This is a genomic window from Salinispora vitiensis, assembly GCF_000378825.1.
Classification (GTDB): domain Bacteria; phylum Actinomycetota; class Actinomycetes; order Mycobacteriales; family Micromonosporaceae; genus Micromonospora; species Micromonospora vitiensis.
Genome location: NZ_KB900388.1, coordinates 3,756,736 through 3,775,835 on the forward strand (window position 1 = coordinate 3,756,736; position 19,100 = coordinate 3,775,835).

17 protein-coding genes, 2 tRNA genes, 1 other RNA gene and 2 pseudogenes are annotated in these 19,100 nt (G+C 67.6%); 11 read left to right on the top strand and 11 right to left on the bottom strand.

Annotated elements, in window-relative coordinates; all coding sequences use genetic code 11:
* Positions 1 to 7: 7 nt before the first annotated feature.
* Entirely contained in the window at positions 8 to 742 is a 735-nt protein-coding gene (locus tag SALPAC2_RS0117770; RefSeq protein ID WP_018217983.1) for a M23 family metallopeptidase, read from the bottom strand.
* Positions 743 to 798: 56 nt separating this feature from the next.
* On the opposite strand from SALPAC2_RS0117770, the gene SALPAC2_RS0117775 reads away from it, so the two are divergent.
* From SALPAC2_RS0117775 to SALPAC2_RS0117785, 3 genes are all read left to right on the top strand, one after another.
* Positions 799 to 1,161 carry a hypothetical protein gene (locus tag SALPAC2_RS0117775; RefSeq protein ID WP_018217984.1) on the top strand — a complete coding sequence of 121 codons (363 nt, stop codon included), beginning with the start codon at positions 799 to 801 and terminating at the stop codon, positions 1,159 to 1,161.
* Positions 1,162 to 1,447: 286 nt separating this feature from the next.
* Positions 1,448 to 1,972, top strand: a complete 525-nt coding sequence (locus SALPAC2_RS0117780; RefSeq protein ID WP_018217985.1) for a tRNA adenosine deaminase-associated protein — start codon at positions 1,448 to 1,450, stop codon at positions 1,970 to 1,972.
* 118 nt (positions 1,973 to 2,090) lie between these two features.
* Positions 2,091 to 2,555, top strand: a complete 465-nt coding sequence (locus SALPAC2_RS0117785; RefSeq protein WP_033661829.1) for a nucleoside deaminase — start codon at positions 2,091 to 2,093, stop codon at positions 2,553 to 2,555.
* 118 nt (positions 2,556 to 2,673) lie between these two features.
* Here the strand turns inward: SALPAC2_RS0117785 and deoD are convergent, their stop codons facing one another.
* Complete coding sequence (gene deoD, locus SALPAC2_RS0117790) at positions 2,674 to 3,381, bottom strand: purine-nucleoside phosphorylase (RefSeq protein WP_018217987.1); 708 nt, start codon at positions 3,379 to 3,381, stop codon at positions 2,674 to 2,676.
* Between the two features lie 77 nt (positions 3,382 to 3,458).
* On the opposite strand from deoD, the gene SALPAC2_RS0117795 reads away from it, so the two are divergent.
* The 4 genes from SALPAC2_RS0117795 to SALPAC2_RS26340 all read left to right on the top strand — a co-directional run bounded on the left by SALPAC2_RS0117795 (position 3,459) and on the right by SALPAC2_RS26340 (position 7,796).
* Positions 3,459 to 3,545: transfer RNA gene (locus tag SALPAC2_RS0117795), tRNA-Ser, on the top strand.
* A 138-nt stretch (positions 3,546 to 3,683) separates the two neighbouring features.
* Positions 3,684 to 4,550: a winged helix-turn-helix domain-containing protein gene (locus SALPAC2_RS0117800; protein WP_018217988.1), complete on the top strand. Its 867-nt coding sequence runs from the start codon at positions 3,684 to 3,686 to the stop codon at positions 4,548 to 4,550.
* A 290-nt stretch (positions 4,551 to 4,840) separates the two neighbouring features.
* Positions 4,841 to 6,562 (top strand): DUF262 domain-containing protein, encoded by a 1,722-nt coding sequence (locus tag SALPAC2_RS25020; RefSeq protein WP_033661817.1) that lies wholly within the window; start codon positions 4,841 to 4,843, stop codon positions 6,560 to 6,562.
* A complete protein-coding gene (locus SALPAC2_RS26340; RefSeq protein ID WP_080636946.1) occupies positions 6,549 to 7,796 on the top strand; it encodes a type II toxin-antitoxin system HipA family toxin in 1,248 nt (415 codons plus the stop codon). Before SALPAC2_RS25020 ends, SALPAC2_RS26340 begins: the two co-directional genes overlap by 14 nt.
* Before the next feature lie 384 nt (positions 7,797 to 8,180).
* Here the strand turns inward: SALPAC2_RS26340 and SALPAC2_RS25025 are convergent.
* Positions 8,181 to 8,802: pseudogene (locus tag SALPAC2_RS25025) on the bottom strand (methyltransferase); the annotation flags it as partial.
* Between the two features lie 100 nt (positions 8,803 to 8,902).
* Here SALPAC2_RS25025 and SALPAC2_RS0117815 point away from each other — a divergent pair.
* Positions 8,903 to 9,283 carry a YccF domain-containing protein gene (locus SALPAC2_RS0117815; RefSeq protein WP_018217992.1) on the top strand — a complete coding sequence of 127 codons (381 nt, stop codon included), beginning with the start codon at positions 8,903 to 8,905 and terminating at the stop codon, positions 9,281 to 9,283.
* Here SALPAC2_RS0117815 and SALPAC2_RS0117820 read toward each other — a convergent pair.
* The 6 genes from SALPAC2_RS0117820 to SALPAC2_RS0117845 form a co-directional block, all read right to left on the bottom strand.
* The gene (locus SALPAC2_RS0117820) at positions 9,267 to 9,902 is read right to left on the bottom strand and encodes a hypothetical protein (protein WP_018217993.1); all 636 of its coding nucleotides are present in this window, start codon (positions 9,900 to 9,902) and stop codon (positions 9,267 to 9,269) included. The genes SALPAC2_RS0117815 and SALPAC2_RS0117820 overlap by 17 nt on opposite strands.
* An 84-nt stretch (positions 9,903 to 9,986) precedes the next feature.
* A complete protein-coding gene (locus SALPAC2_RS0117825; protein ID WP_026184848.1) occupies positions 9,987 to 10,406 on the bottom strand; it encodes a VOC family protein in 420 nt (139 codons plus the stop codon).
* 43 nt (positions 10,407 to 10,449) lie between these two features.
* The gene (locus tag SALPAC2_RS0117830) at positions 10,450 to 11,658 is read right to left on the bottom strand and encodes an MFS transporter (RefSeq protein WP_018217995.1); all 1,209 of its coding nucleotides are present in this window, start codon (positions 11,656 to 11,658) and stop codon (positions 10,450 to 10,452) included.
* A gap of 48 nt (positions 11,659 to 11,706) precedes the next feature.
* Complete coding sequence (locus SALPAC2_RS0117835; protein WP_018217996.1) at positions 11,707 to 12,633, bottom strand: aminoglycoside phosphotransferase family protein; 927 nt, start codon at positions 12,631 to 12,633, stop codon at positions 11,707 to 11,709.
* A 52-nt stretch (positions 12,634 to 12,685) separates the two neighbouring features.
* A complete protein-coding gene (locus SALPAC2_RS0117840; protein WP_018217997.1) occupies positions 12,686 to 14,014 on the bottom strand; it encodes an autotransporter outer membrane beta-barrel domain-containing protein in 1,329 nt (442 codons plus the stop codon).
* Between the two features lie 312 nt (positions 14,015 to 14,326).
* Positions 14,327 to 15,037: a class I SAM-dependent methyltransferase gene (locus SALPAC2_RS0117845; protein ID WP_018217998.1), complete on the bottom strand. Its 711-nt coding sequence runs from the start codon at positions 15,035 to 15,037 to the stop codon at positions 14,327 to 14,329.
* Positions 15,038 to 15,230: 193 nt separating this feature from the next.
* Between SALPAC2_RS0117845 and SALPAC2_RS0117850 the strand changes: the two genes are divergently transcribed.
* Positions 15,231 to 15,593: a hypothetical protein gene (locus tag SALPAC2_RS0117850; protein ID WP_223874082.1), complete on the top strand. Its 363-nt coding sequence runs from the start codon at positions 15,231 to 15,233 to the stop codon at positions 15,591 to 15,593.
* 66 nt (positions 15,594 to 15,659) lie between these two features.
* On the opposite strand, the pseudogene SALPAC2_RS28550 reads toward SALPAC2_RS0117850, so the two are convergent.
* Positions 15,660 to 15,884 (bottom strand): annotated as a pseudogene (locus tag SALPAC2_RS28550) (hypothetical protein); the annotation flags it as partial.
* A gap of 176 nt (positions 15,885 to 16,060) precedes the next feature.
* Positions 16,061 to 16,145, bottom strand: a tRNA-Ser gene (locus SALPAC2_RS0117855).
* Between the two features lie 81 nt (positions 16,146 to 16,226).
* Here SALPAC2_RS0117855 and ffs point away from each other — a divergent pair.
* Together ffs and SALPAC2_RS0117860 are read left to right on the top strand one after the other, a co-directional pair.
* Positions 16,227 to 16,317, top strand: an RNA gene (gene ffs / locus SALPAC2_RS26345) — signal recognition particle sRNA small type.
* Between the two features lie 165 nt (positions 16,318 to 16,482).
* Positions 16,483 to 19,065 (top strand): DNA polymerase III subunit gamma and tau, encoded by a 2,583-nt coding sequence (locus tag SALPAC2_RS0117860; protein WP_018218000.1) that lies wholly within the window; start codon positions 16,483 to 16,485, stop codon positions 19,063 to 19,065.
* Positions 19,066 to 19,100: the final 35 nt, after the last annotated feature.

Below are 19,100 nucleotides of genomic sequence, written 5' to 3' on the forward strand. Positions count from 1 at the left end.
AGGACACTCACGGCTCCTTCGGGCAACCGTGTCGGCGCTGCCAGTCCGCCACCTCCACGGCCGGCGACCGGTTCACCCCATGCCGCCACGCGTCCAGGTAGGGTGCCGGCCACACCACCCCTCGCCGGATCCACCAGCCGTCCTTCCCCGGGCACGGCGGTGAGATGCCGAAGTGCAGGTGACACACGTTGTTCGCGTTGCCGGTCCGGCCGACGGTGCCGAGCTGCTGCCCGGCGACGACTCGTACGCCCGGATCGAGTCCCGCCGCTACCTCGGTCAGGTGTGAGCCGTAGTAGCGCACCCCGTCATCGCCCAGCACCGCCACCGACAGGCCGCCGTTGAACGGACCGCGGGGACCGCCCGGGTCGAAGCGGTCCACCCGGCTCACCTCCAGCACCGAACCGTCCGTCACCGCCACCACCGGCGCGCCGCAGTCGGCGAAGATGTCCGTGGCGGGATACACCGAGTGGGTCGGATGGTAGGAGGCGTTACCAGCCCGTACCGGGAAGACGTGCCGGACCTCGGCGGGCCGCGTCTGCGGTGGGGTCGCCGACGCGCTCGACGGAGCCGCTGTCGCCGTTGGCATCGAGCTGGCCGTGGGGGTTGGGGCCGTGGTGGCCGGGCGACCGGCCGTGCCGGTTTCCACCCCGGGCCGGGTCGTCGCGCAGCTCGCGGTGAGCGCCGCGGTGAGCAGAAGCAACAGGGGGTACGCCGGGCGGCGTCCCGTCAACGGCGCAGGCATCCGGCCATCCTGACAGACCAGTACGGTGGGAGGGCGAAGCCGGGGAGGAGGCGACCGTGACCGACCCGCACGACGGGGGCCGCCCGCGAAACCCGTCGGGGCTCTTCCCCGCCGGGCCACCAGCGCGGCCCACCTACCGTGAACCGCATCCAATCCACGGCGCCGCGGTGGTCCTCGGCGGCGTCGTCGCCACGACCTGGCTGCTGCTCTTTGGGCTGCTCGGCACCAGCGTGCGGGGGTTCGCCTGGTGGACGGCGTTCGCCGGTGGTGTCGCCTGGCTGGCGGCCCTGCTGTTGGTGCGGTACGGCGATCGGGGAATTGCCACCGGGGTCGCGATCGTCGTCGGTGGCGGCTGGAGCATCGCGGCGGCGGTCGTTGCGAGCCGCTGGATGGTCAGCGGAGACTGGCCCCTCTGGTAGGCAGATCGGTCACCTGGGGCTGCCCGGTCCACCCGCCCCTCGGCTGCTTCGAGCAGTTCGGCGGCGTCGATTGGCCATCCGTCGGGGCGTTGGCCGGTCGTCCGGCGACCCCACCGGCTAACGTGCACGCGTAAGACCGTCCGGGCATCGCTGGGCGAGCGGTAGGTGGGGCTGGCGGCCTGGTCACGCCGCTACCGGCTGTGGCCGGGCCCGCCCACCGACCACGCGCGGCCGCGGACGGTCCGAGGATTTTCGGGGTTACGCCGAGGAAGTTTTGGGGGGAAGCGTGTCGTACTTTGCTGCGGCCGTGGTGCGGGACGAGAGCGGCTGGACCGCCGCCGAGGTGAACCTCCGCGGTGCCGTTGACGTGGACGGGGTCGCCGATCGGCTGCGTGACGTTGACCCCGGCGCCGACCTGTCGCTGCTCTTCGTCGAGGCCGAGGACGAGTACCTGGTGATTCTGCGGCTCGATGCGGGTGAGGACCTGCGGGTCTTCGGCTCGGATTCGGCGTACGCCGAGGAGACCCAGCTGGGCGCGCTGCTGGTCGGGGACCTCAAGGCGTCGGTGCCGGGGTTGGACGAGATCGAGGAACCCCGCGCCGCCACCGGTGACCCGGAGAGTGAACAGCCCGCCGCGGACCCGGAGGCGGACCCGGTCGGGGACGCGGACCTCCTCGCCGACCTGGGGGTGTCCGGGACAAAGCTGATCGCGCTCTGCGGGCACGAGGGGATGCTGCCGGCGGATGTCACCACCGAGGCGTGCACGGTGTTGGGCTGCGCCGACGAGGTCGAGGAGCTGCGTGAGGTGTGAGCCCGTCTCCGTCGGCGAGAGCGGGAACGTGGGCGGGCCCGTCGGCGAGAGCGGGAGCGCGGGCGAGCGCGAGGTCGGCCTGGGTGGTGCCGGTCGCCGGCAGCGCCACGAAGAGTGGATGCGTCGGGCGTTGGAAGTCGCGGTCGCCGGGACGGCAACCACGGTCACTGCCGCGGACGGCATTCCGGCCCCCGCCGCCGCTGACGACATTCCGGTCGGTGCGGTGCTCCTCGGCCCGGACGGGGCCGAGCTGGCCACCGCCCGCAACGAGCGGGAGCTGACCGGGGACCCGACCGCGCACGCCGAGGTGCTGGCGCTACGCCGGGCAGCTGGCCGGCTCGGCCGCTGGCGGCTCGACGGGTGCACCCTGGTGGTAACCCTGGAGCCGTGCACCATGTGCGCCGGGGCGCTGGTGCTGGCCCGGGTTTCCACGGTGGTATTCGGGGCGTGGGAGCCGAAGACCGGGGCGGCCGGCTCGCTCTGGGACGTGCTGCGTGACCGTCGACTGAACCACCGCCCCGAGGTCTACGGCGGTGTCCTGGAAACGGAGACGGCGGCGGTCCTGCGTGCCTTCTTCCGGTAGGGCCGCCGGCCGGTCCGCCCCGGGTGCCGGTCTGCCCGGTCCCGGTCCTGGCACCGGCCCAGGTCTGCCCGGTCCCGGTCCTGGCACCGGCCCAGGACCCGGGGTGAGCGTGTGTTGATCAGGCGATGATGGTGTCCAGGGCGATCTCCACCATCTGGCTGAACGTCTGCTCCCGCTCCTGCGAGGTGGTCTTCTCCCCGGTACGGATGTGGTCGCTGACTGTCAGGATGGTGAGCGCTCGGGCCTTGAACCGGGCGGCGATGGTGTAAAGCGCTGCCGATTCCATCTCGACCGCCAGCACGCCGTACTCGGCGAGGGAGTCGTAGAGGTCCGGCCGGTCGGTGTAGAAGGCGTCGGCAGCCAGAACCGGCCCAACCTGCATGGTGACGCCGCGCCGCTCGGCCACCTCCACCGAGCTACGCAGCAGCCCGAAGTCGGCGACCGGGGCGTAGTCGATCAGCCCGTCGAAGCGTACGCGGTTCATGTTCGAGTCGGTGGCGGAACCGATCGCCGCCACCACGTCGCGGAGCTGGAGATCCTCGGACAGGGCGCCGCAGGAGCCGACCCGGATCAGAGACCGGACGCCGTACTCGTTAATCAGCTCATGGGCGTAGATCGAGGCCGACGGCATGCCCATGCCGGAACCCTGGATCGACACGTCGACCCCGTTCCAGCGGCCGGTGAAGCCGAGCATCCCGCGGACGGTCGAGTAGCACTGCGCGCCCTCAAGGTAGGTCTCTGCGATCCACTTGGCCCGCAGCGGGTCACCTGGCATCAGGACCCGCTCGGCGATCTCTCCCGGCTTCGCGCCGATGTGCGTACTCATGGCAGGGATTCTGCCAGCCCACCCTCGGCGTCGTACCGGTTGGGCCATCCGTCGGGCGGTCCTGTAGCCTACTCGGCGGTGGTGTGTCCGAGTGGCCTAAGGAGCACGCCTCGAAAGCGTGTGAGGGTTTACGCCCTCCGCGGGTTCAAATCCCGCCACCACCGCTCGTGAAAAGGCGTAGCGCCCGGTCGGTCCGGAAGGACCAGCCGGGCGTTCGCTATCTCAAGACGTGCTGGTACCGCGCCGCCAGGGTTGGCGCGGCAAACCTTCCCAGCCTGGCTAGTCAGACGTACCGTGGGTGGGTGAGCGAGAACCTTGACTTCCTCGGGCAGCTAGATCCCGACGACCCGAAACAGGCGTCGCAGCAGATCGCCAACAAATTGCGGGCCGCCATCCTCACGCGCCGGCTTGTTCCTGGCGACAAGCTGCCGTCGCAGCCCGAGCTAGCCGCCCGATACGGCGTGGCACGGGAGACCGTCAAGCGTGCCCTAGACCTGCTCCGGGCAGAGCGGCTGATCGTGTCCCGACAGGGCAGCGGCGCGTTCGTCCGCGTGCACACACAGCGGGCCGTCGAGTTGCGCCCGCACATCGATGCCGCGTTCGAGCAGCCCCACGTCACCATCGATCTCGCCGGCTTCTCCGGCGAGACGTTGCGAGACGCGCTCGTCGAAGCGCTCGACAAGGTGCGCCTCGGTCGGCTCACCCCGGAAACAATCGCAGTGCGAGTCCTGATCTCGGACATGACCGTACCGACAGCGCTACCTTCACGGGCTGAGACCCAGGCCGATGACCCGGCCGTACGCGAACGCGCCGAGCGGATCACCCGCCGGGCGGCGGACAGCATCATCGACCAAGTCACCGAGCTAGGAGACCTCGGCCTGATCCGGTCGACCACCGTCGAGGTACGGATGCACCGCGCGTCCCCGCTGTTCAAGCTTTACATACTCAACGGCGAAGAAGTCTTCTACGGCTTCTACCCGGTCGTTGAGCGCACCGTTTCGATCAAGGGCGAGCCGATGACGATCTACGACCTGTTGGGCAAGGATGTGCCGCTGTTCCACTACGCGGTGACCGACGACGATACCTCCCACGGCACGCAGTTCGTGGAAGCGTCCCGGCAGTGGTTCGACTCGGTGTGGTCAACCATCGCCTACCGGTACAACGGATGAGCGTCGATCTCGCCAGCAAACCTGATCCACTCGAGGCCCTTCGCCGCAGCACGGGGCGCGGTTTGTCACATACGCCAGCCGACCGAAGAAATCGATGGATTGCAGACCGCCGGGGCGGACGTAGTGATCACGAGCACGAAGACGCTAGCAACCGCCCTGATCGGACGGGCGGAGCGGTTGAGTTCCTAATTATGTTCACGGGTCAGCGCCAGATGGTGCGACCTGGCGTGTGTAGATCGGACGTGTTCGGCCGGTGTCTGGCAAAGTGAAGGCAAGAGGGAAGGAACGAGATGACCACGGAACTTGACGCCCGGCCCAGTGCCACCATGTTCGACGTCGAAACGCTTGTCAACATGGCATGGATGGGCCAGATTAGGGTTCCCCACTTCCAGCGTGACTTCCGGTGGCAGCGAGCAGATGTGATTCGCCTTCTTGACAGCATCCTACGTGGCTATCCGATCGGTTCCCTTCTGTTGTGGCGGCGGCCTGCGCAACCCCAGACCCTACGGTTGGGAGCACTCACGATCGACGCCCCTGGTAGCGACCGAGCCCTTTGGGTGGTCGACGGCCAGCAGCGAATCACAAGTCTTGCAAATGCATTAAGTGAGGATGGCGCGAAAGACTCACGATTTTCTCTGGCTTATGACCTGAAGCTTAAGCAGTTCGTGGCGCGGCCGGCGGTGGAAGAGCCGACAATAATTCCGCTTCCGGTCATCTTTGACCTTCAGAAAGTCTTGCGATGGTTCTCCGCACATCCTGACATTCTTGATTACGTAGAACAGGCGAGTGCTGTCACTAGGACCCTACGTCAATACGCAATACCTGCATACGAAGTTGTGCAGGATGACGCGCAGGTCCTGCAGGACATCTTTGATCGTATGAACAACTACGGCAAGCGCCTGAGTCGAGCGGAAATATTCTCTGCACTATTTGCTGGCGAAGAGAAGGCAAAGGACGTCACCCTTAATTTTGATCGAATTGCGGAGAACCTAGACGACGACCTGGGATTCGGGCTTGTCGACAAGGACACGGTGTTGCGGGCTGTTCTGGCTCGCCGTGGACCTGATGTGGCGCGCGAGATTCGGAACGAGTTTGGTTTTCACAGCGAGACCCGTAGAACTCACCAGCCTAGCCGCGCAATTATCGAGTTCCCTGATGAAGATCGGGATACGGCATACAGGCTAGGCGAGGAGGCGCTTCGCCGTGCAATTATTTTCTTGCAGGAGGAAACTGGAGTGCCGCACTTCAGTATGCTGCCGTATAGGCATCTCCTCGTTGTCCTTACTCGTCTATTCGCCCACTATCCGCAACCCGACGCGAGAAATCTCCGTTTACTGCGCCGCTGGTTTTGGAGGGCGGCGGTGGTGGGGCCTGAAATTTACAAGGGCAGTACTACGGGGGCTCTTCGCTTCTTGTGCTTCGCAATCAGGCCTGGTGACCTCGGCGGATCTATTCAAGCGTTGCTTGGTCTTGTGGATCGCCCCGACCTTCCACTCCCGAACCTTCGGCGGTTTCGTAGTAATGAGGCGTCTACCAAAATTACTCTCTGTTCGTGGTGGAGCATTGAACCGCGATCGCTAACCACAGGTGAGAAAATTCGACGGGAGGAACTGTCGGCCAGCCTACTCGACCGGGTGACGGCATTTGATGCGGTGCGATACATCGTACCCAGGTACTCCGTACCTGAGGAATACCGCCTTTGGGCGGCTAATCGGGTTCTTTTGCCTACCAGGGAAAGTGAGACTGGGACGATTGAGGGTGATCTTCTACGTCGGCCGAACGGCGAAGCGGTTCCCCAAGAAGTGCTGACGTCTCACGTGCTGTCCCATGAGATGCTTGAATTGCTCGAAGGTGACAAGACTGTGGAGTTTCTTAAGGAGCGACAAGTCGCTCTGCAGACCCAACTTCAAGGGTTCCTGCAGGGTGTGTGCGAATGGGGTTTCGAGAACACGCCCCCGCTGACGGACCTCATAATTGAAGACGTTAACGAGGAGAACGATGACGCTTCGTGAGCAGCATTACGGCGTCTGGCTGTCAGAAACAAGAGTAGGCCACATCACGCAACGTGGTGACTATACCCGGTTCTCAATAGACGAGGAATATGTTCGAAATCCGTATCGGCCGGTGCTGGGGCTAGTATTCGAGCAGGATCTCCTAAAGCCTCACACCTCCGCCTTGCGGCTACCTCCTTGGTTTTCCAACCTTCTCCCAGAAGGCGTTCTCCGTACGTGGGTTGCGGACGATCGTGGGGTCTCAGCAGACAGGGAGATGGAGCTTCTTGCTCAGGTGGGACATGACTTGCCGGGTGCCGTAAAGGTACTTCCCCTTACCCCGGAAGGCGAAGAGATCCCTTGGCCGGAACATGTTCCTGAAGGCACTGCCGTCCTTCGTGACCTTGAGAGCAGCACCGGATGGCGCTTCTCCCTAGCCGGCGTCCAGCTCAAGTTCTCGATGCTGGATGATCGGGACCGCCTAACAATGCCAGCTTTTGGCGAGGGTGGCGACTGGATCGTTAAACTGCCAGACCGTCAGTATCCGGACGTTCCCCGCAACGAGTTCGCGATGATGTCGCTAGCAGCTATGGCCGGAATCGAAGTGCCAGAAATAAAGTTGGTGCATAGGGATCAGATTGAGGGCCTGCCAAGCGGCGTCTGGCCTGGGGTAGAGGAGTGGGCCTACGCGATTCGCCGATTCGACCGTTTGGAGGACGGGCGAGGTCGTATCCACATCGAAGACCTGGCGCAGGTCTGTAACGTTTACCCAAACCGAAAATATTCGGGCAACTATGAGTCCGTTGCATCCCTAATCTATAGAAGACGAGATCTTGCCGGCTTGCGAGAGTTCACGCGCCGGCTGGCATTCATCATCCTTATCAGCAACGGTGACGCCCACCTGAAGAACTGGTCACTCATTTATCGGGATACTCGGATCCCGGCTTTGTCCCCTGCCTACGACCTCGTTTCAACAGCGGCGTATCGAATAGGGGAGGAGCCAGAGGACCTTGGCCTGAAATTCGGTGGATCAAAACGGTTTGACTACGTGAACGTCCGGACGTTCGAGAGGCTTGAGGCGAGGTTACAGGCTCCCCCGGGCTCAGGGCTTGGAGAGATAGTCCGGGATACAGTGGCGAGAACGGTTGAGGCTTGGCCCAACGTTGCCGATTACATAAAAGGTAGCCCCGGCCTCAGGGTGGGTATCGAGCGTAGCATTATAAATCGCGCGCAAACACTGCTTGGGCGCTCCTGATTCGGGCCGACGAAGATCCTCTACACGCCCTCCGGCTGGCGGGGTTCTTGGGCGGCATCCGCATGGGAACTCGGATCACATGGACCCAGACGAGTCGGCAAACCGATGTTCTGGGGCCGAGCGTGATGATGCTGCATCGCTTCAACGTTCCCCGTCGGGGATATGCCTCACCTCATTCGTGGGTTCAAATCCCGCCGCCACCGCTCGTGAACAGCGAGAACCCCCGGTCGAGCCGTGAAGATCGCACCGGGTGTTCCGCTATCTCGAGATCGTTAGGCTCGGTTGTGATGTCAGGGCCGGCGGGCCACCACCGCGCCGTTCGCGCCGGCTGCGTCGTAGGCCACGACCCGGGCGTCAACGAAACCGGCGTCGCCGAGCCAGCCCATGTACTCCGTTCCTCGGCCCGGGCGCAGACGTGCGGCAGATCCAGGATCGTCGCCTGGAGCTGCGGTAGCCGCTGGCAGAGCTCGATCGGGAAGGCCCCGGCACCGCCGCCGACGTCGAGCAGCCGGCGGTGCGCGCCGAAGTCGTATGCCTCAGCCAAGGCACGCGCGGTGAAGCGGGAGGTGGAGAACATGGCGTCCCAGAACTCCGCCACCATTTTCGGGTTTGTCGTGTCGAACATGGACTGCTGCTGCGGGTCCCAAGTCAGCGGGCGGTTACTGCGCAGCGCCTCGCCGACCCGGTGCCAGGGCAGGTAGGTGCGCAGGTCGGAGTAGCGGATCTGGGCGCCGAAGTAGTACGGCCGCCCCTCGACCAGGAACTGCTCGGCCAGCTCGGAGTTGCGGTAGCTGGCACCGGCTTTCTCCAGTAGCCCCAGGGATGCGCTTGCGGCCAGTAGCAGGTCGGCCGGACGGTCGTCCATCCTGAACTCGGCGGCGGCTTCGGTCACGGTGATGGTCCGCGCGCCGGCCAGGCGTGTGATCAGTCCGAACTCGACACGTACCCCGCGGGTCTCGAAGCCCCGGACGCCGGCTACGAGTTGCGTCAGCGGGGTTGCAGCGATCGTTAGTAGTTAGAAGCATCAAGTGGTTCATGGGCGTGGGTCGGCACCGGGGGTGGTGCGCGAGGCCGGCGAGGTGGCGGAGGTGCGTCACGCTAGGAGCATGATTCGATTCGTCCTGAACGTGCTGTGGCTCATCTTCGGCGGCGGAATCGTGCTGGCCTTCGGCTACTTCGTCGCCGCGGTGATCTGCTTCGTCCTCGTCATCACCATCCCGTTCGGGGTCGCCTCGCTGCGGCTGGCCTCGTACTCGCTGTGGCCCTTCGGTCGGACCCTGGTCACCAAGCCGGGGGCCGGCGTCGCCTCGGGGCTGGCGAACGTGCTCTGGGTGCTGTTGGCCGGCTGGTGGCTGGCGCTGTCGCACCTGATTGCCGGGGTGTCGCTCTGTGTAACGATCATCGGCATTCCGTTCGGGATCGCCAACTTCAAGCTCGTGCCGGCGGCATTCTGGCCGCTCGGCCAGGAGGTCATCGAGGTTCGCTGAACCGAAACCCGCCGGGATCGCCGGACCGAAACCCGCCCGGCTCGGGACGCTGGCTGGCCTCGGCTTCGCGCCGTTCCCACTCCTCAACCAACTCGTCCCAGTAGTCGACCCCCAACCCTCGACGCCCGTGCGTCAGCCAGCCGGCGGTGTTCCGCTCCACGTGCAGGCCGAGCTCGGCGAAGTGATCAACCCACCGCCCCGGTTCCACCCCCACCTCGACCAGGGCGGCGTTGATCGGCCACCGCTCCCGCGGTCCGTCGAACACCGAGTCGAAACGGGGTCCCCAGGACCGTTGACCGCCGAGCCACACCGCCGCTGCCTGGTAGCCACCGCCGCCGGCGAACTCCGCCTCGACGTACGCCACCGGCCCCTGCCGTGACCAGTCGGCCAGGACTCCGGTCAGCGCGGTGGAGAGTGCCAGCGTGAACGGGCGCTCCGGGGCGGGCTCCTCGACGGCGTAGTCCGGCGGCGCCCCGGTCAGCTCCTCGACCAGCTGCGAGGTCACCGGCAGTAGGGCGAAATCCTGGCGTAGGTCGCCGAGGACCGCGTGATCCAGCCCGCGGGTCTCCCCGCGCAGCAACCCGACGTCCGCGATGATCGCGCTGAGCTGGTAACTCATGCGTCCACAGGCTGTGGATGAGACATGTGTACGAAGAGCCCGGCTGGCTTCGCCCCCGTTGGTTGCCCGCTCCGTTGCACGCCCTCAGTATCCCTGCTCGGGCGGGATGGCGACGAGTTCCACCTCGAAGCCGTCGATGTCCTCGAGATAGGCGGCGTAGTGGTTGGGGCCCCCGGCGTAGGGGTGGCGGTCGGAGAGCAGCAGGCGCCAACCGTACTGGGTGGCCTCCTCGCAGAGCATGTCGACGAGTTGGGTGCTTTCGACGTGAAAGGCAAGGTGATTGAGGCCGGGCCGGCGGCGGTCATGGTCGTCCGCGGTGAGGTCCGGGGATTCTTCCAGCACGATGTACGTCGGGCCCATCCGCCAACTGCGTCCCGCTGGCCAAGACTGGAACAGCGTATAGCCGAGACGCTGCAGCAACCATCCCCAACTGTGGATGGCCCGGGCGAGGTGGGGTACCCAGATTTCGATGTGGTGCGGTGTTCCAGTGGTCGCGCCCGGCATCTACGCTCCCTCGCGGCGGCCCTCATCGACGATGGGCTCCTGGTCAGGGGCGGGACACGACCCACCACGCGGTAGTCGCCAGGACCGCGACCAGGCCGCTGAAGATGAAGGGTGCTTCGATTCCGATTGCCGCCGTGAGGACACCGCCGAGCAGTGCACCCGCTGCGGCGGCGCTGAAGCTCAGGGTGCGACCGGCCGCGATCGTACGGCCGAGTAGTTCCCGTGGCACCAGCCGTTGCCGTAGCGAGACGACCGTGACGTTGAGCACCGCGAACGAGCCGCTCGTGACCACGATGACGAGGATCGCCGCCCACAACTGGGTGGTCACGGCGAGTACCGCCGGGATGCCGGCGGTGATCGCCAGTGAGCAGGTGAGGATCATGCGGTGCCGGCGGCCCGCGACGAGTCGGTCAACGATGAACGAGCCGAGCAGGCCGCCGAGGGCACCGGCGGCGAGCAGGATTCCGAAGCCGGTCGCGCCGATGCCGAGGGGGCCCTCCGCGTACAGCACCAGGATCGCGAACCAGGCACTGTCGGCGGCGGCGACCGCGGCGGTGACCAACGCGAGTGTGCGCAGCATCCGCTGGCCTGCCAGCCAGCGCAGACCCGCCACCACACCTGGGCTGGCCTGCTTCGGCGCGTCCTGCGGTGGCCGGGCGGCGATGCTGATCGGCAGAGTCAGCAGGAGCATGACGGCTAGGGCGAGGGACGCCCCGTTCGCCGCGAACGGCAGCGCGGCGCCGGCCACGAAGAGCGCGGCGCCGACTGGCGGGCCGACGAACTCGTTGCCGACGATCTCGCCGGCGACCAGTCTTCCGTTGGCGCGTTCGAGTAGCCGTTCGGGCACCAGGCCGGGAAGTGCCGTCTGCGCGGCCGTGTCGCGTACCGTCTCCCCGACCCCGAGCAGGAAGCTGGCCAGCAGGACCAGCGGCAGCGACGCCCAGCCCATCGCCACGGCTACGACCAGGACGCCCAGGACGACCACCCGGGCGGTGTCGGCTTGGGCGAGCAGCGCGCGAGGGCGGCGGCGGTCGGCCAGCGACCCGGCGAGGAGGCCGGTCACCAGCCACGGCAGGGACTGGGCCGCGGTTACCGCGGCCACCGCGATCGGGTTGGCGGTCAGCGACGCGGCGAGGAGGGGGAAAGCTGCCAGTCGGATGCCGTCACCGACGTTGGCGAGGGTCGAGGCGCTCCAGAACGTCCAGAAGGGACGTCCCAACGGAATGGAACTGGTCACCATGACGGGCATCATTGCACTGTCAGCGCCTCCGGTGGGGGCGCTGGATCGGCTCCGCAGCCCTCATCCTGGCGGCGAACTGTGCACCGCGGCGGTGAGGCGGCGGAGGGCGGCGTGCGCCGGTGGGCCCCAGGAGGGCTTGCCGCCGGGGCGGCCGTGGACGCCGTTGTCGCCAATGAGAAGGCAATCGAGGGCGCGTGTCGCCGCCCAACCGCGGGCGCGGAGCAGGGTGGCGGGGTCGGGGGCCGGCTCGTACGCTGCGTGGAAGTGGTCGATGCCCTCGGGCAGCAGCAGCCACCCGGCGGCGAGGTCATAGGCGGGATCCCCGGTGCAGAGGTCACCGAAGTCGATCACTCCGCAGAGGGTGCCGTCGGCGGTGAGCACGTTGGCCGGGTGCAGGTCGGCGTGGAGCCAGAGCGGTGGGCCAGTCCACGGCGGAGCGGCGACCGCGTCCTGCCAGATGGCGCGAAGCGCATCCGGCTCGTCGATCAGCCCACGTTCGGTGGCGGCAGCGAGTGCCTCGGCGAACTGCTCGGACTGGTCCACCAGCGGCCCACCCCGGCCCCAGCCGGCAGGCGCCCCGCTGGGGGCGGGTTGGTGCAGCGCTGTCAGGAAGGTGGCCAGCGACCTGGCCGCGTCGAGGGGGCGGGTGACCGGGATCTGGTCGGCGGGGGCGCCCGGAATCCAGGTGGTGATCAGCCACGACCGGGGAAACTGTTCGGAGGGTACGCCGAGTCGTTGTGGGACGGGGACCGGCAACGGTAGGCGTGGGGCCAGGGTGGGTACCCAGGCGTGTTCCTTGTGCAGCAGCGCGTCCGCGTGCACCGTGGCCCACGGAAGCCGGACGGCCAGGTCGGCACCGAGCCGCCACAACTGGTTGTCCCACCCCCGCGCGCCGAGCCCGATCGGGCGTTCGGCGAGGTCGGGGTGCTGGTCGCGGAGCAGCTCCCGGACCAGTTCCGCGGTGATCTCATGATCGACCTTGGTCATGCGGAGCAATGTATCCGCTGCCGGGCCCTCTCGCGGGCCCGGCGGTACGCGACTAACCGGCGCAGCCGGGAACCTCGACGCAGTTGTTCGGTCGATTCTTGACCACGACGGTGCCGGTGGCGGTGTTCAGGTTCACCGTGCCGCCCGCCTCGTTGTAGATGCCACCGCCATCCTCGCCGGCGATATTTTTGGTGACCTTGGTGGTGAAGAGGGTCACGGTTCCGATGCTTTCGTTGTAGATGCCACCGCCCTGGGTTCCGGCCTGGTTGCCGAAGACCTTCGTGTTTCTTAGTACCAGATCGGAGGTGTTGTAGATCCCGCCGCCCTCGATGCTGGCATTGTTGTTCTTGATAACACTGTCGGCAACGACGACGGACGCGTTGAAGTCCACCCCAAGGCCGCCAGCGACTGCGTTCAAAGTCACGTTGTCGGCGATGGTGACCGAGCGGAGCGATACTTCTGTGCTCAGGCCCGCGAGAATCCCACCGACCACCTGGGTGGCGCTGTTGTTCGTAACGCTACTGTCCGTGACTGTGGCGGTGCCGCTTTCGACGAAAAGACCGCCGGTGAATAGCCGGGAGTGATTTTTGGAGATGCTGCTGTGTCCGATCCGAACAGTTCCCGTGCTGGTGACTCCGGCTCCCATGTATCCGGTGTTGGCGTGGATGCCGGACTTGCTGACATTGAGTAGGCCAAAATTCATGACTCCTCCGCCGGAGGAGTTGGCGGTATTGCGGCTGACCTCGGAGGACTGGAGATGGGTGGTGCCGTTGTTGGTGATGCCGCCACCCGTGCCGCTGGCGATGTTGCGGGTGATGGTGCTGTGATTAGTGGTCAACGCCCCACCCGCGTCGACCAATATGCCAGCGCCGTCAGCGTCGGTGGTCTGGCCGCCGGTGATCGTCAGCTGGTTGAGGGTGAGGTTGCCGCCGGTGCTGACGTTCAGGATGCGGAATTGGTCGGCAGCGGCGGCGCGTTCGATGGCGGTGCTTTTACTCCCGTTGAGGGTGATCGGGCTGGTGATGGCGGGCAGGCCGGCGCCGTCGATGTTCGCGGTCAGTAGGTAGGTGCAGTCCCGCGCCAGGTCGAGCGCACCCCCACCGCGGGCGTTGGCCAGGGTGATCGCAGCGATCAGGGCATCCGCGTCGCAGGGCACCGGTGCCCCCGGTGACGTCCCGCCTTTCGTTCCCGGGTCCTCCCTGCTCTGGTGGCTGGGTTTGCCGCCGTCGAGTTTGCCGCGGTGCTCGTCGGCGGCGGGACGGTCGGCGGCGGGACGGTCGGCGGTGGCGGGCCGGTCGGCGACAGTGGCGCGGGTGCGTCCGACCGCATCGGCGGCCGGGGCGGCAGTGACGCCGACGGTGGTGAGGGCCAGGCCCGTCACTCCGGCAGCCCACCACCGGGACCGCCCCCGCCGTACACCAGATCGAGCCGGGTCCGGCTTGTGGGTGTGCTCCTGAAGGCTCATCGTGGTCTCGGTGTCCTTCCCCGTCATGGACGAGAAGCGACCATGCCGGGGCTGGCCGGTGCGATGCTCCTCGGCTACCAGGCCGGCGGTAGCAGCCACCGCTGAGTAAACCCGACATAGACCCGATAAAGACGTGAATACGAAAAATATGCCTAAACCAGTCAACGGGCTACGTGGGGTAACGCGCCGCCGCGTGTCCCAGCGGGGCGGGTGGCGCCGGCTGGGGCGCTACCGCCCCGGGGCTGGCAGCGCCCGGACCGCGAGGAACCCGATCGGCTCCCGCAGCAGACGCTCGTAGCGGTCTCGATCGACCAGCGCCCCTTCGGCGGTCGGCCGTGGCTCCAGCAGCCGCTCAATCAGAAATCCCGCTTCGTGTAGCTCTTCGCAGGTCCGCTCCAGCGGGGCCAGCCAATAGCGCACCTGCCAGCCCTTACTCCAGGTCTCTTCCACAACGCGCACGTCGAAGTAGCTGCCGCCATGCCGAAGCCAGTCACCGGTGGGGTGTAGCCGGGACAGCACGAGCGCCCCATCCGGCCGCAACACCCGCCGCAACTCCCGCAGCGCCGAGGTTCGGTCATCGACATACTCCAGCCCGAGCGCGAGCAAGACCAGGTCCACCGAGGCGTCCGGCAGCCAGTGCAGCCGGTCAGCAAGATCGTGTACGTGGAAGGCGCCAGTGGGGACGCGCTCCCGGCACAGCTGGACCATGCGCGGACTCTGGTCCAGCCCGATCACCCGGGCACCCCGGGCTACCAGCTCCTCGGCGTAAAGCCCGGGACCGCAGGCCGCATCCAACACCGTGCGCCCAGCGACCTCACCGAGCAGCCGCAGGCAGGTCGGCCGGTCGTAGTGAGCGTTGTAGAGGCCCTCGCGTGCGTGCTCCAAGAATTCGTCGGCGAACGCCTCGTACTGCGGTCCCGGCCCCACGGCGTCGGTCATGTCGTCGGTTCTACGCGCAGTGGCGCGGGCTAGCAATGGGTTTACGTGTAGGCCAAGCGCGCCGAGGAAGTATGGACCAGACCGGCCGCCGCGACGGTGCCCAGAAGTGGCACGGCGATCCTCCGGTAGGGGGCCCCATGACGGTGTCTGAGCGGGGTGGCGCTTAGCGGTAGCTCTGTGACAGGGTCGCGCCGTGAGTGGTGATACGGTGAAGCGGGCGGCGGCACCTGAAAAGCTGGACCAATGGCATGACTTCCGCAAAAGCGTAGCAACGCTTTCGATGGTGCTGTTCTTCTTCTGCCTGGTGGCGGTGGGATACGTGATTTACCAGCTGGCCGTCGTTGGTGACGACCGCGGAATCTTTGACTTGGGGTCGTTCCTTCGCTCCATGTCCGTTGCGGTACCCCTTGGTGTGGCGGCAGTGGCAGGCGCTGGTGTCTATCGGGCAGTCAACAACACCCAGTCGAAGCGGCGCGGGAGAATCATGACTCTTTCGCTACTTGTTGCCGCCGTCCTGCTTGTCGTGACGGGGTTTATCGAAGACCGCCTGTTGTGAGATTTTGTTGAACCGGCGCCCTGGGACGCGCTGCGTTTCGCGTTAAAACGACGCACGCTACGACGCTCAGGAAGCCAAGGCGTACATCGTCAAGCACGCTGACATGCAGTTCACAAGTGACGGGGTACTCAACAAGGCGTGGCAGGCGCACGGACAGCTCGTCGATGAAATGAACGAGCCTAACCCTGGGGGATCTGGATCGTCCGGATACGGGTCGGTCTCGGGCTCGGACGTGTCCCCGGACGCTGCGGTAGCTCGGAGGTAGCTCACCGAACGGTCGCTGGCAGCGAGGGTGGACTGCGCTGGGGCGACCCGCCGAGCGGGCCGGGGGAGCAGGCTGCCGAGCCGCCGTCAGACGAGCCGGAACAGGGCAAGTGAGACGACAACTGAGACGACAGCGACCGTAGAGACGACTCAGGGCCGGTCCCCGTGGGGGCCGGCCCTGTCGTTTTTCCTGCTCAGGCGAGCGGAGGATACGAGATTCGAACTCGTGAGGGTGTAAACCCAACACGCTTTCCAAGCGTGCGCCCTAGGCCTCTAGGCGAATCCTCCGCCGAACAGGATACAGGTCCCGCCGGGAGCGCTCGCCCCACCACCCCCCGTTGATCGACAGCCGGTCGGGTAGGCTGTCTGCACCCCCCGTGCGGCGTGCATCTCGTGAACCTCCCCAGGGCCGGAAGGCAGCAAGGATAAGCGGGCTCTGGCGGGTGCACGGGGGGCCTTTCGGTGCCGCCGTCGGCACCCGCCGCTGAGCTGCCTTGTCAGCAAGGGCTCCTTCTGTTATCTCGGGCGTCAATCCGGTTCCTTCCTTGCCCCGGGGTCAGCGGGGCGGGTGGTCACCCGGGCCGGACCGGCGCAGAATGGCTCGGTCGAGAGGAGGCGGGACGCTGTGGCGCTGGCGCTCTACCGCAAGTACCGACCACGTACCTTCGCCGAGGTTATCGGGCAGGAGCACGTCACCGAGCCGTTGTCGCAGGCGTTGCGCAGCGGGCGGCTCAATCACGCGTACCTCTTCTCTGGGCCGCGTGGCTGTGGCAAGACCTCCAGTGCCCGCATCCTGGCCCGGTCGCTCAACTGCGAGCACGGCCCGACCCCGGAGCCCTGTGGGACTTGTGCCTCCTGCCGGGCGCTGGCCACCGACGGCGCCGGTTCGATCGATGTCATCGAGATCGACGCGGCCAGTCACGGCGGCGTTGACGACGCGCGGGAGCTGCGCGAGAAGGCGTTCTTCGCACCCGCGCAGAGCCGCTTCAAGATCTACGTCATCGACGAGGCGCACATGGTCTCGTCGGCCGGCTTCAACGCGCTGCTTAAGCTGGTCGAGGAGCCCCCGGAGTACGTCAAGTTCATCTTCGCCACCACCGAGCCGGAGAAGGTCCTCGGCACGATCAAGTCGCGGACCCACCACTACCCGTTCCGGCTGATCCCGCCGAAGGTGCTCCGGCCGTACCTGGAACAGCTCTGCCAGGCCGAGGGCGTCCAAGTCGAGCCGGCGGTCTTCCCCCTCGTGGTGCGGGCCGGTGGCGGTAGCGCCCGGGACAGTCTCTCGGTGCTCGACCAGCTCATCGCCGGGGCCGGCCCGGAGGGGGTCACCTACGCCCGGGCCGCCGCGCTGCTCGGTGTCACCGACTCGGCGCTGATCGACGAGATGTGCGACGCGCTCGCCGCGGGGGACGGTGCGGCGGCGTACGCCACCGTTGACCGGATCGTCGGCGCCGGTCACGACCCGCGCCGGTTCGCCGCTGACCTGCTGGAGCGCCTGCGTGACCTGATCATCCTCCAGCGGGTGCCGGACGCCGCGCCGAAGGGCCTGGTGGACGGCCCGGACGACCAGATCGAGCGGATGACCGCCCAGGCGCAGCGGCTCGGGCCGGGCACCCTGTCCCGGTGCGCCGACATCGTGCACGACGGCCTGGTCGAGATGCGGGGCGCCACCGCCCCCCGGCTGCTACTGGAGCTGATCTGCGCCCGGCTGCTGTTGCCCGGCGCCGACGACTCGACCGTTGGCCTCCTGCAACGCCTCGAAACTCTGGAGCGTCGGCTCACGCTCGCCGGTGCCGGTGCCGGTGCCGGTGCCCCGCCGGGCGCTGCCCCCGCGCCGACTTCCGCCTCGCCGGCTGCCCCCGCCTCGCCGGCTGCCCCCGCCTCGCCGGCTGCCCCCGCCTCGCCGGCTGCCCCCGCCTCGCCGGCTGCTGGCTCGTCCGCCGTGCCGGCTGCCCCCGCCCCGGCAGTTGGTACGCCTTCCGCGCCGGCTGCCGTCCCGTCTCCCGCGCCAGCGGCCGACTCCCCGCCCCGCCCGGCGGCTACCGCGACGTCCGCGAGCACGCCGGGCCCGGCTGGTCCGGCCGCGTCCGACGATGCTCGCCGTACCTCCCCCCGGCCGGCGGTCATGCCCGACCCGGCCACGCCCGAGCCGCCCCGGCCGGGTACGACCGGCACGGGCCCGCTCGACGCGGCCGCCGTACGGCGGCGCTGGTCGGAGGTGGTCGGCTTGGTGGGTCGCAAGAGTAAGAAGGCCGCTGCCTGGGCTCGGGAGGCGACGGTCCACGAGGTCGACGGTCAGACCCTCGTGCTGGCCTTCCGTTATCCGTTTCACGCCCAGGCGCTCGCCAACGAGCCGGACCTGCTCATCGAGTCCCTCCACGAGGAGCTGGGCGAACGCTGGCAGATCAGGTGCGAGGTAGCTGGTGAGCGGGTCGGCGGACCCGCTGCCGGGCCCCGCGCCAGCGGCCCGGCCCGGCCTGCGGCCGCGCCGGCGCGGCCGGAGCCGGCGGCGGCTCCAACCGCTCCGACCCGCTCGTCGGCCGGCGGCGGAGCGGCTGGCGGCGGGGGGGCTGATGGTGCGGCCCGGCGCTCCGCTGGGTCCGCGGCGGAGCAGGAGTGGCCGGAGCCGGCGCGCCCCGGTGGGGCTGCTGCCCCGCCCGAGCCGGCCGGCAGCGCGGCCGAGGAGTGGCCCGCGACCGCCCGCCCGGGTGGGCCGGGTGCGGCCGCCACGGCTGCGCCAGCAGCGGCGTCGGCAGGATCAGCAGCGGGACCGGCACCGTCAGCAGCGGGACCGGCGCCGTCAGCGGCGGGGTCGACCGCTGGTGGTGGCCGGGTCTCTGGCGCGGCGCCTGCCGCTGCGGCTGCATCCCGGCCGTCCGCGACGAGCGCTTCCCCGGCGAGTAGTGCGATCGCCGCTGCCCGGGCGGCGGCTGCCGGTGGGGGGCGGGCGCAGCGTTCCGCCGCCCCGTCGCGGCGGATAGCGGAGCCGGACTGGGCCGGCGAGCCGCCGTACGATCCGGAATACGACGGTGCGCCGCGTGGTGGTACGGCTTCCGCGGTGGTGCATGAGGGGTTCGATCCGGGAGACGAGCCGCTGGACGAGGTGATTGATGAGCGGACCGCCCGTCAGTCCAGTGAGGAGCAGGCGGTTCGGCTGCTCCGTGAGGCGTTCGGCGCGGAGCGGATCGACGAGGTTGAGTCCCGTTAGGTCGGCGTGTAGCCGGCGGGGAGCAAACACCCGTG